We start from the raw sequence: 12,352 nt of genomic DNA, 5'->3' as shown, positions 1-12,352 counted from the left end.
TTCTAAACGATTACTATGTCTTATCAAATGTGGTTTGCCTTTATGCTGGCTTGCTGGGTGATTAGTGTTTCTCCTGGTGCGGGTGCAATTGCTTCAATGTCTAGCGGTTTAAACTATGGTTTTAGACAAGGCGTTTGGAATGCAATAGGGCTACAATTGGCTCTACTTGTACAATTTGCAATTGTTGCTGCTGGTGCAGGGATTTTATTTGCAACCACATCTTGGGCTTTTTTACTGGTAAAATGGTTTGGTGTTGCATATTTATTGTATTTGGCTTATTTGCAATGGAAAGCACCTATTCAGGCTGTAAGTGTAGAACAAGATTCGGTTAAAAAATCTCGTGTAAAACTGATTTTAAATGGTTTTATTGTGAATATTAGCAACCCAAAAGCGATTGTTTTTTTATTGGCTGTTGTTCCACAATTTTTAGATTTGTCTAAACCCCAAACTTCGCAATATATGACGATGGCGATCACGATGGTTATTATTGATCTGATTGTTATGGCAGGATATACAGGCTTAGCATCAAAAGTTTTATGTATCTTAAAATCACCAAAACAACAAAAATATTTGAATCGAACTTTTGCATTTTTATTTGCTGGTGCAGCAAGTTTATTAAGTTTAGTGCGGCAATCATAAATATTTAAACGGTCAATTTTATGAATTATTTTGATTTTTATCTTTATGTGTTGAGTGTCATTATTATGATTTCAACACCTGGTCCTGTCATGATTTTAGTGGCAAGTGCAGGATTAAAAGGTGGTTATACAAGTGCGCTAAAAACAATTATTGGTACAAATCTAGCTTCATTAGTTCTTATTTCCATTTCTATTTTAATTTTAAAAGGCGCTTTTAGTGTTAATGAAACACTGTTTATATGGATTAAAATTTTAGGATGTTTATATATTGCATATTTAGGTTTTGAAATTTTAAAAGAAGTTTTTCAAACTAAAGATGCACAAATTCAAACGCTTTCACCGATTGATGGTGGAATGAAAAAAGGTTTTCTTGTTGGTATTTCAAATCCTAAAGATATTATTTTCTTTTCGTCTTTCTTCCCACAATTTATAGGTATTCATAGCAATATCAATACGAGTTTAATGATATTGGTGATTGCATGGATTATTCTCGATTTTTTGACATTGTCTGTGGTTTATTTAGGTTTTAATAAACTATCTAAAACCAAATATTACTCAAAAATATTGGCTTTATGTGGTTGGATTTTAATATTAATTGCTGCTTATGGAATATATAGCATCATTTAATAATATGAATTATATTTGTATTAAATGTTGAATTCCCCCTCATATTAGAGAAGAGGGGAGAGTAGTTCATGATTAACTTAATTTTTTAAATTTTTGTACGATAAAAATCATCGCGAAAAGTAACGCCATTGTTAGAACAATGGTTAGACCTGTAGATGTATCTAAGGCAGCACTTGACCATAACCCTACTGTAACCCCAATTTGTGCAATTACAAATGCCCAAACCACCATTTGTTTAGGTGAGTGTGCAAGTAGACGTGCAGTTAATGCGGGAATTACAAGTAAAGCACCCATCAAGAGAGAGCCTACAGCACGAAGTGCTAACACGGTAAATAATGCAAGAAGCAACATAAAAATTAAGCGTTGCCATTTAGCATTTACGCCTTCACTCATTGCAATATCAGGATCAATCGCAATTTGAATTTGTGCTTGCCAGTAACGATAAAGAACAGCCAAGGCAAAGGCGATGATCAGAACAAAAAAAGGTAAATCTGTCCAAGAAATTTGTAATAAATCACCAAATAAATAGCTAAGTAATTCAGGACGTAAACTTGGTAAATTTTGAATAAGGAGTAAACCAGAACAAAGTAATGTTGCAGAACAAAGGGCAAGTAAAGCATCATTAGGCAAGCGTGGATCGTGAAGCACCCATAAAATCGCAACCAGTAATAAGGCTAAGAAACCAACACCTAACCAAAAAGGTAATTGAAGGATTCCTGCAATTGCAACACCTAATAGCGTTCCATGTGCCATAGTATCAGCAAAAAAAGACATACGACGCCATAACATTAAACAACCCAATGGAGCTGTAAGAAATACAAGTAATGTACCCATAGTCCATGCTGGTAATAACAATTGTAGCCATTCCATCATGATTTAAGCTTCCGGTTCTGGGTGAATATGAGGACGTGGATTATGTTGGCAAGGTGTTGCTGTATCACCATGTACGCAATGGTCATGATGATGCTGATAAAACACACGATTTGTGCCAAAAATAGCTTGATATTCGGGGTGCTGCTGAATATTTTCAGGAAGACCGCTACAGCAAATATGTTTATTTAAACAAACGACACGATGTGTGCCTTGCATCACCCATTGTAAATCATGAGAAACAATTAAAATGGCGCAATCATATTTTTCAGGAAGGCTTCTTACATAATCATAAAGTTCAGCTTCAGATTGAATATCCAAACCTTGCATGGGTTCATCTAAAACCAGTACATCTGGTTGACGTAATAAGGCACGAGCAAGTAGAACACGTTGACGTTCACCACCTGATAATTGTTGAACTCTAGAATCTTTTAATTTGGTAATTCCAGTATCGCGAATAATTTCTTGTTTTAAGGATGTTGGGCATTTTTCCAATGCAAGTAAATCTTTAACACGCAAGGGGAGGCTATGAGATGGATTAAATTTTTGTGGTACGTATGCAAATTTAAGTTTTGAAGCCGTTTTAATTTTGCCAGAATTTGGTTTTAAAATGCCTAGTAATACTTTAATTAATGTTGATTTACCTGCGCCATTGGGACCAATAAGCGTGACGATTTCTTTATGATTTAAACTAAAATCAACATTTTTAAGAATATCTCGATCATCAATACGAACAAAAATTTTGTGAAGTTCGATGAGGGGATTTGAACTTTTTATTTGTTCTGACACTGCTGACAAATTCCAGAAATTTCAATAATACTATGATGTGCAGTAAAACCATCAGATGAAGAAATGACATCAAGTTGTTGCAACAAACCTTGAGCAGATGCTTCTTTCACAATTTTACATTCGGTACAAATGAGAAAAGCAGCTTGGTGACCTTCTCGTGGATGGCAACAAGGAATATATGCATTAATTGATGTTAAACGATGAATTAAGCCTTGTTCTAAAAGAAAGTCTAAGGTGCGATATACCGTTGGCGGAGCGGCAGGGCGATCAGAATCGCTTTTAATCTTTGCCAATAAATCATAAGCACCTACTGGACCAGAAGCATTAAGAATTAACTCAAGAACTTCTTTGCGAAGAGGTGTTAGGCGTGAACCTGTTGAGGTACAGATATTTTCAGCTTCAGATAATCTTTGGGTGACATTGAGATGGTCATGTACACCATGCAAGGTATCGTGATGCTTGTGAGAACACTGACTCATAACAATCCCATTCGTTTAGAAAAAATTAGTAGCATTTTAGCATGAAGAAGACATGCTTATGAATCGACATTAACTGATGTTTTTAAATTTAAGTGTTATAATATAACAATCCTCCGAATTTTAATGTACATCTATGTCTAGGTTCTTTGCCTTTTTTTCTTTATTTTTCTTTAGTACCATTGGTTGGACTCAAGGAATCGTGGTTTCGACACATCCAATTTATTTGATTGCTCAAGAAGTAACAAAAGGTATTGAAAAACCAGAGTTATTATTGGCAGATCAAACAGGGCATGATGTTACATTAACACCAAAACATAGAAAGATGATTCAAGATGCATCTTTACTTATTTGGTTAGGACCACAGCATGAAGCACCTTTAACAAAGTTGCTTGAAAATAATGCCTTGGCTATTTCTATTTTAGATTCAAATTTAATACAAGAATTACCTCAGCGGAATCCAAGAGGGCAGGTATTAAATGGAACGATAGATACTCATGTTTGGCTAGATCCAAACAATGCAATTCGTATTGGTTTTTTTATTGCTGCACTGCGTTCACAGCAAAAGCCAGAATTTAAGACGCAATATTGGGAAAATGCACGTCGTTTTGCAAAAGAAATGTTAGAAGTGTCAAATAAGTATAATCGTAATACGATTGCGCGACCGTATTGGGCATATCATGATGCATATCAATACTTAGAACGTGCTTTAAACTTAAAATTTGCAGGTGCATTAACATCAGATCCTCATGTTGCACCAACAATTGCACAAATCAAATATTTAAATGATAGCCGACCATATAAAAAAATGTGCCTTTTAGCAGAAGGGCATGCAAGTTCAAGTCAATATCAAAAACTAGATCCAATTGTATTTCAAAAAGTTGATGAAAGTATGGGGGGAGAAGATAACTTTGTAGAAGCATGGTCAAAATTGGCGACTGAAGCTCAGAAGTGTGTATTAAATGCGCAAAAGTAACCTGCTTTTTAAACAAAATGTAAAATTCATTCAGATATTAATTCGTTGCAAAAAATATCTACTAAGGTCGGGAAAAGATTGCATGTTCAGGGGTGTAACTCTATAATGCCTGCGATAAAAAACGATCATCAGTTGAACTTATCGACTATTGATGTAGTGAGTAGGTAAAAAATGAGCCGAACTAGTCGCTTGATTGACCGACGATTAGCGAAAGCTTTAGTCTTCTTACAAGCATTAATGATTCCTGTTTCAGCATTGATTGCATGGGCAATAAAAGACTCTGTCGCAGCGTTAAGTGCCGCACTTGGTGCGTTGGTTTGCTGGTTGGCAAGTTGTTATTTTTCATGGCAGTCGTTTCGTGCTGCGGGAGCGCGAGCATCTAAACAAGTTCTTTTGAACATGTATAGAGGCATGTTAGGTAAGTTTGCAATTTTGATCGTAGGATTCATTTTAATTTTAAGCAATGTACAACCGTTATCACCGGTAGCATTGTTTTGTGGTTTTATTCTCGTTCAAGCCATGTCGTGGGTTGCACCTTTTTGGGTGTCACGTCTACAAAAACGAGTATAAGCTCAGTAAAAATTGAAAAGTTTTTTGGGAGTTGGGTGAGATATCAAGCAGCACGCGATGTTCGCTCTCTCCTTTAGTATTTGACATTGACCAGGTGTGATTTATGGCTGCTGAAGAACATGCCCTTACTTCGACCGAGTATATCAAGCATCACTTGACGAATATGACGTATGGCAAAATGCCAGACGGTTCATGGAAGTTGGCTGAGACTGCTGAAGAAGCTCAACAGATGGGGTTCACTGCTATTCACTTGGATTCAATGGGTTGGTCAATTGGCCTTGGTATTGTTTTCTGTTTAATGTTCTGGATCGTAGCGAAAGCTGCAAACTCTGGTGTTCCTACCAAGTTCCAGGCAGCAATCGAAATGATTATCGAGTTTGTTGACTCAAGTGTCCGTGACACTTTCCATGGCAAATCACGCTTAATTGCGCCGCTTGCATTGACCATTTTCGTGTGGATCTTCCTCATGAACGCAATGGACTTAATTCCAGTTGACTTCATTCCGTATGCAGCTCAATTGATTGGTGCAAACGTATTTGGCATGGATCCACACCACGTTTACTTCAAGATTGTTCCATCTACAGACCCTAACATTACCCTTGGTATGTCATTGTCTGTATTTGTACTTATCTTGTTCTACAGCATCCGAGAAAAGGGTGTTGGCGGTTTCGTTGGTGAATTGGCACTAAACCCATTTAACCCAAGTAACCCAGTTGCAAGAGCTTGCTTAATTCCAGTGAACTTAATTTTGGAATTAGTAACTTTCCTTGCACGACCAGTTTCATTGGCTCTTCGTTTGTTTGGTAATATGTACGCAGGTGAATTAATTTTCATCTTAATCGCATTGTTACCGTTCTGGATTCAATGGGCGTTGTCTGTGCCTTGGGCGATCTTCCACATTCTTGTTATTACGTTACAAGCATTCATCTTTATGATGCTGACTATCGTATACTTGAGCATGGCAAGCGAAAAACATTAATGGTATTGCCTAGTTTTCAAAAGTTAACTAGGCACAATTTTTTATTTATTGGGTATAAACCTAACCTCTGAGGAATTTTTCATGGAACTCACTTTAGGTCTAGTTGCAATTGCATCTGCTATCTTAATCGCTTTCGGTGCTTTAGGTACTGCGATTGGTTTTGGTCTTTTAGGTGGTCGCTTCTTAGAAGCTGTTGCTCGTCAACCAGAATTGGCTCCACAACTTCAAACTCGTATGTTCTTAATCGCGGGTCTTCTTGATGCTGTGCCTATGATCGGTGTTGGTATTGGCTTGTTCTTCATCTTCGCTAATCCATTTGTAGGTTAATCAGCTTAATTCCCAAAAATCCACTATTTGAGGAATAGAGAGCAATGAATATCAACCTCACATTGATTGGTCAAGCAATTGCATTTGCGATCTTTGTCGCATTCTGCATGAAGTTTGTTTGGCCACCACTAATCAATGCGATTAGTGAGCGTCAGCGTCGTATCGCTGATGGCTTAAATGCTGCTGAAAAAGCTAAAGCTGACCTTGCGGATGCGCAAGCACAAGTGAAAGCTGAATTAGATGCGGCTAAAGCACAAGCGGCTCAATTGATCGAACAAGCGAACCGTCGTGCGGCGCAATTGGTAGAAGAAGCTCGTACTCAAGCAACTGCTGAAGGTGAGCGAATTCGTCAACAGGCTAAAGAAGCTGTTGATACAGAAATCAATGCTGCTCGCGAAGAATTACGTCAACAAGTTGCTGCTCTTGCAGTTGCTGGTGCTGAGAAAATTCTTAGCCAGCAAGTTGACGCAGAAGCTCACAATGCCATGCTTACTCAGCTGGCTGCTAAACTTTAAGCGAGGCGGATTATGGCTGAACTCTTGACGTTGGCACGCCCATACGCAAAAGCAGCATTTGCTTATGCAACTGAGCAAAATGCAACAGACAACTGGTCAAATGCATTACAGGTGCTTGGTGCTGCTGTACAAGATGACGCATTTTCAGCTTACTTAAATCGCCCTGAGCTTACTCCTGCTGAGCAGGTAAGTCTTTTTGCTAAAGTATTAGGTGAAGATCAAACGACAGCTGTGTCAAACTTTTTGACACTTCTTGCTGATAATAATCGTTTATCTCTTCTTCCTGAGATTCAAGCAGAATACGAACAGCTCAAATCACAGAATAACAACAATGTGGATGTCGTGATTGAATCGGCTTTCCCATTGACTGCTGAACAAGAAAACATGTTGAAAACTGCTTTAGAAAAGCATTTTAACAGTACTGTTTCTATTTCAGTAGAAGTTAACCAGGCACTTATTGCTGGTGTTGTTATTCGTGCAGGCGACCAAGTGATAGATGATTCTGCGCTTAACAAGCTTGAAAAAATGCGGACTCGTCTTCTTGCGTAATTGCATATAAGAAGACTGAACTTAAAAAAGATTGAGGTATAGCGCAATGCAACAACTGAATCCATCCGAGATCAGTGCGCTCATTAAACAGCGTATCGGCGATCTGGACACCAGCGCGACTGCTAAAAACGAAGGAACCATTGTTATGGTTTCCGACGGTATTGTGCGTATTCACGGCCTTGCTGATGCAATGTACGGTGAAATGATCGAATTCGACGGCGGCTTATACGGTATGGCACTGAACCTAGAACAGGATTCAGTGGGCGTCGTTGTTTTAGGTAACTACTTAAGCCTTCAAGAAGGTCAAAAAGCTCGTTGCACAGGTCGTGTATTAGAAGTTCCGGTTGGTCCAGAACTTTTAGGCCGTGTAGTAGATGCTTTAGGTAATCCTATTGATGGTAAAGGTCCTATCGATGCTAAATTAACTGATGCTGTTGAAAAAGTAGCACCAGGCGTAATTTGGCGTCAATCAGTGGATCAACCTGTACAAACTGGTTATAAATCAGTAGATACAATGATCCCTGTAGGCCGTGGTCAACGTGAGTTGATCATTGGTGACCGTCAAACTGGTAAAACAGCTATGGCGATCGATGCGATCATCGCTCAGAAAAATTCTGGCATTAAATGTGTATACGTAGCAATTGGTCAAAAACAATCGACTATCGCTAACGTTGTACGTAAGTTAGAAGAAACTGGCGCTATGGCGTATACAACTGTTGTAGCAGCAGCAGCAGCAGATCCAGCAGCAATGTTGTATCTAGCTCCATATTCTGGCTGTACAATGGGCGAATACTTCCGTGACCGCGGAGAAGATGCTCTTATCATTTATGATGACTTGTCTAAACAAGCTGTAGCATATCGTCAAATTTCATTGCTTCTTCGTCGTCCACCAGGTCGTGAAGCTTATCCAGGTGACGTGTTCTATCTACATTCACGTCTTCTTGAGCGTGCTTCTCGTGTATCTGCTGACTACGTTGAGAAATTCACTAATGGTGAAGTTAAAGGCCAAACTGGTTCATTAACTGCATTGCCAATTATTGAAACTCAAGCGGGTGACGTATCTGCATTCGTACCAACAAACGTAATTTCGATTACTGATGGTCAGATCTTCCTTGAAACATCATTATTCAACGCAGGTATTCGTCCTGCTGTGAATGCGGGTATCTCTGTATCTCGTGTTGGTGGTTCAGCGCAAACTAAGATCATCAAGAAATTATCTGGTGGTATCCGTACTGCACTTGCACAGTACCGTGAATTAGCAGCGTTTGCTCAGTTCGCTTCTGACCTTGACGAAGCAACTCGTAAACAACTTGAACACGGTCAACGTGTAACTGAGTTAATGAAGCAAAAACAATATGCTCCATACTCAATTGCAGACCAAGCTGTTTCAGTTTATGCATCTAATGAAGGCTATATGGCTGACGTAGAAGTTAAGAAAATCGTAGACTTTGATGCTGCGTTAATTGCTTACTTCCGTTCAGAATATGCTGACTTAATGCAACAAATCGATGCCACTGGTGATTACAACAAAGACATCGAAGCTGCAATCAAAGCAGGTATTGAAAGCTTTAAAGCGACTCAAACTTACTAATTTAGCAACTTGCTAATTAGTGTTGGTTTGGTTCACGGAATCAACCTTCGAGAGCTCGAAAGAGCTTTCGAATACTAGGTTAAGCGTATGGCAAATTTAAAAGAAATTCGCGCCAAAGTAGCTAGTATCAAAAGCACGCAGAAGATTACTCGAGCGATGCAAATGGTAGCAGCTTCTAAGATGCGTCGTGCGCAAGAGCGCATGGCTCAAGGCCGTCCGTATGCCGAAAATATGCACCGTGTAATTGCTCATTTGGTACAAGCGAATCCTGAATATAAACATCGTTATATGGTTGAACGCCCAGTTAAGCGCGTTGGCTATATTATTGTTTCTTCAGATCGCGGTCTTGCTGGTGGTTTGAACATTAACTTGTTTAAAAAAGTGGTAAAACACGTTCAACAGCAACAAGAGCAGTCAATTGAAGTTCAATTTGCTTTAATTGGTCAAAAAGCGGTTTCGTTTTTTAAAAACTACGGCGGTAAAGTTCTTGGTGCGACTACAAACGTAGGCGATACACCAAGTCTTGAACAGTTAACTGGTTCTGTACAGGTGATGTTGGATGCATTTGATAAAGGCGATTTAGATCGTATTTATCTTGTATCAAACGGCTTCGTCAATGCCATGACTCAAGATCAAAAAATCGAACAACTTGTTCCTTTGGCTGCTGCTGAAGAAGACAAGACTCTTAATCGTCAATACGGTTGGGATTATATCTATGAGCCAGAAGCTGAAGAGCTTTTAAATGGCTTATTGGTTCGTTATATCGAGTCTGTGGTATATCAAGGCGTGATCGAAAACATCGCATGTGAGCAGTCTGCTCGTATGGTTGCAATGAAAGCTGCAACTGACAATGCGGGTGACCTTATCAAGAGCCTACAACTTATTTATAACAAGCTGCGTCAAGCCGCGATTACTCAGGAAATTTCTGAGATCGTTGGTGGTGCCGCTGCCGTTTAACATATATTAGTTTGAATTGAGGAGACAGCAATGAGTAGCGGTCGTATCATTCAGATCATCGGCGCGGTTATCGACGTCGAGTTTGAACGTAATAGCGTTCCTAAGATCTATGACGCTCTCCAAGTTGACGGTACTGAAACTACATTAGAAGTTCAGCAACAACTTGGTGACGGTGTTGTACGTACAATTGCAATGGGATCTACTGAAGGTCTTAAACGTGGTTTGAACGTAACTAACACAAATGCACCGATTTCTGTTCCAGTTGGTACTGCCACTCTTGGTCGTATCATGGACGTTCTTGGTCGCCCTATCGATGAAGCTGGTCCAGTTGCTACTGAAGCACGCCTACCAATTCACCGTCAAGCACCTTCTTATGCTGAACAAGCAGCTTCTACTGACCTTTTAGAAACTGGTATTAAAGTAATTGACTTACTTTGCCCGTTCGCTAAAGGTGGTAAAGTTGGTCTGTTCGGTGGTGCCGGTGTTGGTAAAACTGTAAACATGATGGAATTGATCAACAACATCGCGAAAGCTCACTCAGGTTTATCTGTGTTTGCTGGTGTTGGTGAGCGTACTCGTGAAGGTAATGACTTCTATCACGAGATGAAAGACTCTAACGTTCTTGACAAAGTAGCAATGGTTTACGGTCAGATGAACGAGCCACCAGGTAACCGTTTACGCGTAGCGTTAACTGGTCTTACTATGGCTGAGTACTTCCGTGACGAGAAAGACGAAAACGGTAAAGGCCGTGACGTATTATTGTTCGTAGACAACATCTACCGTTATACACTAGCAGGTACTGAAGTATCAGCACTTCTAGGTCGTATGCCATCTGCTGTAGGTTACCAGCCTACTCTTGCAGAAGAGATGGGTGTTCTTCAAGAACGTATTACATCTACTAAGTCTGGTTCTATTACATCTATCCAAGCGGTATATGTACCTGCCGATGACTTAACAGATCCATCGCCTGCAACTACATTCGCTCACTTAGACGCAACTGTAGTATTGAGCCGTGACATCGCATCTTCTGGTATTTACCCAGCGATCGATCCACTTGACTCAACTTCACGTCAGCTAGATCCACTAGTTGTTGGTGCTGAGCATTACGAAATTGCTCGTTCAGTTCAAAACGTTCTTCAACGTTATAAAGAATTGAAAGACATTATCGCAATTCTTGGTATGGACGAATTGGCAGAAGAAGACAAACTTACTGTATACCGTGCACGTAAGATCCAACGTTTCTTCTCTCAACCGTTCCATGTAGCTGAAGTGTTTACTGGTGCTCCTGGTAAACTTGTACCTCTTAAAGAAACAATTCGTGGCTTTAAAGGTCTTCTAGCTGGTGAATACGATCACATCCCAGAACAAGCGTTCTATATGGTTGGTGGTATTGACGAAGTTATTGCTAAAGCTGAGAAACTTTAATTAGTTCCCTAATTTAGGAGATTCTCATGGCGACTATGCAGTGTGACGTTGTAAGTGTTCAAGAGTCTTTGTACTCTGGCACTGTAACTATGCTAATTGCTAAAGCTGCTGGCGGTGAGATCGGTATTATGCCGGGTCATGCTCCGTTAGTAACTTTACTCAAGCCAGGCGCAATTCGTGTTTTGCTTGAAAATGGTACAGAAGAATTAATCTATGTATCAGGTGGTGTTCTAGAAGTTCAACCGCACGTGGTTACGATTCTTGCAGATACTGCAGTTCGTGCACACGATTTAGATGAAGCTGCAATTATTGAAGCGCGTAAGCAAGCTGAACAATTGTTAGCAAATCAAAAGAGCGATTTGGACTCTGCTGCTGCTCTTGCTGCTCTTGCAGAAACTGCTGCACAGTTGGACACGATCCGCAAAATCAAAAACCGCGCAATCTAATTGTCGGTTTGAGATTAAAAGAACCACCTGAAAGGGTGGTTTTTTTATGACAAAAATTAAAATGGTTTTACCATTATTATTCTCTCTAACATTTGTTGGTTGCGCTTCAGTACCTAAAGCTAATCAAGCACAATCACAGCAAATGAAAACTTTATCTACATTGGCTCCTGAAAAAGCAGGTATTTATGTTTATAGAGATAATAGTATGAAAGGTGCTGTATTAAAAAAAGACGTTTGGATTAACGGTGAATGTTTAGGTGAGATATCAAGAGGTGTATTTTTCTATAAAGAAGTAGATGGTGGGAAGGACTATATTATCTCAACGGAGTCAGAATTTTCACCGAATCATCTTTCTTTACCTATAGAAGCAGGAAAGTTCTACTATATTCAACAAAAGATCAAAATGGGTGCTTTTGTTGGTGGTGCTAAGTTAGAGACGGTAGATGAAACGAAAGCTAAAGATATTATCTCAAAAAATGATATGGGAATTATAGGGAAGTGCAGTAAGCAAAAGATTGAATTACCTAAAAAATAAGGTAGTTATTGATAAAAGACTACTCTTTAGAGTAGTTTTATTATAAAAATATAATGTGTTGAATTATAAATGGTCGTTTATT

At 39.2% G+C, this 12,352-nt stretch carries 16 protein-coding genes; 13 read left to right on the top strand and 3 right to left on the bottom strand.

The genetic code is table 11. From position 1 onward, the window contains the following. The first annotated feature begins 15 nt into the window (after positions 1 to 15). Both AOY20_RS03350 and AOY20_RS03345 read left to right on the top strand, forming a co-directional pair. Positions 16 to 639 carry a LysE family transporter gene (locus tag AOY20_RS03350; RefSeq protein ID WP_054580546.1) on the top strand — a complete coding sequence of 208 codons (624 nt, stop codon included), beginning with the start codon at positions 16 to 18 and terminating at the stop codon, positions 637 to 639. A gap of 20 nt (positions 640 to 659) precedes the next feature. Next, complete coding sequence (locus AOY20_RS03345; protein ID WP_054580545.1) at positions 660 to 1,265, top strand: LysE family translocator; 606 nt, start codon at positions 660 to 662, stop codon at positions 1,263 to 1,265. Between the two features lie 72 nt (positions 1,266 to 1,337). Here AOY20_RS03345 and znuB read toward each other — a convergent pair whose 3' ends face one another. The 3 genes from znuB to AOY20_RS03330 are packed head-to-tail and all read right to left on the bottom strand — an operon-like array spanning position 1,338 to position 3,403. Further along, positions 1,338 to 2,138, bottom strand: coding sequence for a zinc ABC transporter permease subunit ZnuB (gene znuB / locus AOY20_RS03340; protein ID WP_054580544.1), 801 nt, complete (start codon positions 2,136 to 2,138; stop codon positions 1,338 to 1,340). 3 nt (positions 2,139 to 2,141) lie between these two features. Further along, the gene (gene znuC / locus AOY20_RS03335; protein ID WP_054580543.1) at positions 2,142 to 2,924 is read right to left on the bottom strand and encodes a zinc ABC transporter ATP-binding protein ZnuC; all 783 of its coding nucleotides are present in this window, start codon (positions 2,922 to 2,924) and stop codon (positions 2,142 to 2,144) included. After that, positions 2,909 to 3,403, bottom strand: a complete 495-nt coding sequence (locus AOY20_RS03330; protein WP_054580542.1) for a transcriptional repressor — start codon at positions 3,401 to 3,403, stop codon at positions 2,909 to 2,911. The genes znuC and AOY20_RS03330 overlap by 16 nt, the downstream gene beginning before the upstream one ends. 133 nt (positions 3,404 to 3,536) lie before the next feature. Between AOY20_RS03330 and AOY20_RS03325 the strand changes: the two genes are divergently transcribed. The 11 genes from AOY20_RS03325 (at position 3,537) to AOY20_RS03275 (ending at position 12,270) form a co-directional block, all read left to right on the top strand. Beyond that, positions 3,537 to 4,376 (top strand): metal ABC transporter solute-binding protein, Zn/Mn family, encoded by an 840-nt coding sequence (locus AOY20_RS03325; RefSeq protein WP_054580541.1) that lies wholly within the window; start codon positions 3,537 to 3,539, stop codon positions 4,374 to 4,376. 171 nt (positions 4,377 to 4,547) lie between these two features. Beyond that, positions 4,548 to 4,946, top strand: a complete 399-nt coding sequence (locus AOY20_RS03320) for an ATP synthase subunit I (RefSeq protein WP_054580540.1) — start codon at positions 4,548 to 4,550, stop codon at positions 4,944 to 4,946. 103 nt (positions 4,947 to 5,049) lie between these two features. Further along, positions 5,050 to 5,925: a F0F1 ATP synthase subunit A gene (gene atpB, locus AOY20_RS03315; protein ID WP_054580539.1), complete on the top strand. Its 876-nt coding sequence runs from the start codon at positions 5,050 to 5,052 to the stop codon at positions 5,923 to 5,925. Between the two features lie 81 nt (positions 5,926 to 6,006). Continuing rightward, positions 6,007 to 6,252 (top strand): F0F1 ATP synthase subunit C, encoded by a 246-nt coding sequence (gene atpE, locus AOY20_RS03310; protein WP_000424060.1) that lies wholly within the window; start codon positions 6,007 to 6,009, stop codon positions 6,250 to 6,252. A 44-nt stretch (positions 6,253 to 6,296) separates the two neighbouring features. Then, a complete protein-coding gene (locus AOY20_RS03305) occupies positions 6,297 to 6,767 on the top strand; it encodes a F0F1 ATP synthase subunit B (RefSeq protein WP_054580538.1) in 471 nt (156 codons plus the stop codon). A gap of 12 nt (positions 6,768 to 6,779) precedes the next feature. Next, the gene (locus tag AOY20_RS03300) at positions 6,780 to 7,316 is read left to right on the top strand and encodes a F0F1 ATP synthase subunit delta (protein WP_054580537.1); all 537 of its coding nucleotides are present in this window, start codon (positions 6,780 to 6,782) and stop codon (positions 7,314 to 7,316) included. A 46-nt stretch (positions 7,317 to 7,362) separates the two neighbouring features. Further along, a complete protein-coding gene (gene atpA, locus AOY20_RS03295) occupies positions 7,363 to 8,907 on the top strand; it encodes a F0F1 ATP synthase subunit alpha (protein ID WP_054580536.1) in 1,545 nt (514 codons plus the stop codon). An 87-nt stretch (positions 8,908 to 8,994) separates the two neighbouring features. After that, positions 8,995 to 9,864, top strand: coding sequence for a F0F1 ATP synthase subunit gamma (gene atpG, locus AOY20_RS03290; protein ID WP_054580535.1), 870 nt, complete (start codon positions 8,995 to 8,997; stop codon positions 9,862 to 9,864). Between the two features lie 30 nt (positions 9,865 to 9,894). Then, positions 9,895 to 11,289: a F0F1 ATP synthase subunit beta gene (gene atpD, locus AOY20_RS03285; RefSeq protein WP_054580534.1), complete on the top strand. Its 1,395-nt coding sequence runs from the start codon at positions 9,895 to 9,897 to the stop codon at positions 11,287 to 11,289. A gap of 26 nt (positions 11,290 to 11,315) precedes the next feature. Then, positions 11,316 to 11,735: a F0F1 ATP synthase subunit epsilon gene (locus AOY20_RS03280; RefSeq protein ID WP_054580533.1), complete on the top strand. Its 420-nt coding sequence runs from the start codon at positions 11,316 to 11,318 to the stop codon at positions 11,733 to 11,735. Positions 11,736 to 11,781: 46 nt separating this feature from the next. Further along, positions 11,782 to 12,270 (top strand): DUF2846 domain-containing protein, encoded by a 489-nt coding sequence (locus tag AOY20_RS03275; protein WP_081403349.1) that lies wholly within the window; start codon positions 11,782 to 11,784, stop codon positions 12,268 to 12,270. Positions 12,271 to 12,352: the final 82 nt, after the last annotated feature.

The sequence above is a fragment of the Acinetobacter equi genome (assembly GCF_001307195.1).
Classification (GTDB): Bacteria; Pseudomonadota; Gammaproteobacteria; order Pseudomonadales; family Moraxellaceae; genus Acinetobacter; species Acinetobacter equi.
Note: the sequence above shows the minus strand (reverse complement) of the source record. Positions and strands in the feature narration are given on the sequence as shown.

Bases quoted from the DNA above. Each gene is read 5' to 3' on its own strand.
- AOY20_RS03350 (WP_054580546.1), top strand. From the start codon at position 16: ATGTCTTATCAAATGTGGTTTGCCTTTATGCTGGCTTGCTGGGTGATT.
- AOY20_RS03345 (WP_054580545.1), top strand. From the start codon at position 660: ATGAATTATTTTGATTTTTATCTTTATGTGTTGAGTGTCATTATTATG.
- znuB (WP_054580544.1), bottom strand. From the start codon at position 2,138: ATGATGGAATGGCTACAATTGTTATTACCAGCATGGACTATGGGTACA.
- AOY20_RS03330 (WP_054580542.1), bottom strand. From the start codon at position 3,403: ATGAGTCAGTGTTCTCACAAGCATCACGATACCTTGCATGGTGTACAT.
- AOY20_RS03325 (WP_054580541.1), top strand. From the start codon at position 3,537: ATGTCTAGGTTCTTTGCCTTTTTTTCTTTATTTTTCTTTAGTACCATT.
- AOY20_RS03320 (WP_054580540.1), top strand. From the start codon at position 4,548: ATGAGCCGAACTAGTCGCTTGATTGACCGACGATTAGCGAAAGCTTTA.
- atpB (WP_054580539.1), top strand. From the start codon at position 5,050: ATGGCTGCTGAAGAACATGCCCTTACTTCGACCGAGTATATCAAGCAT.
- atpE (WP_000424060.1), top strand. From the start codon at position 6,007: ATGGAACTCACTTTAGGTCTAGTTGCAATTGCATCTGCTATCTTAATC.
- AOY20_RS03305 (WP_054580538.1), top strand. From the start codon at position 6,297: ATGAATATCAACCTCACATTGATTGGTCAAGCAATTGCATTTGCGATC.
- AOY20_RS03300 (WP_054580537.1), top strand. From the start codon at position 6,780: ATGGCTGAACTCTTGACGTTGGCACGCCCATACGCAAAAGCAGCATTT.
- atpA (WP_054580536.1), top strand. From the start codon at position 7,363: ATGCAACAACTGAATCCATCCGAGATCAGTGCGCTCATTAAACAGCGT.
- atpG (WP_054580535.1), top strand. From the start codon at position 8,995: ATGGCAAATTTAAAAGAAATTCGCGCCAAAGTAGCTAGTATCAAAAGC.
- atpD (WP_054580534.1), top strand. From the start codon at position 9,895: ATGAGTAGCGGTCGTATCATTCAGATCATCGGCGCGGTTATCGACGTC.
- AOY20_RS03280 (WP_054580533.1), top strand. From the start codon at position 11,316: ATGGCGACTATGCAGTGTGACGTTGTAAGTGTTCAAGAGTCTTTGTAC.
- AOY20_RS03275 (WP_081403349.1), top strand. From the start codon at position 11,782: ATGACAAAAATTAAAATGGTTTTACCATTATTATTCTCTCTAACATTT.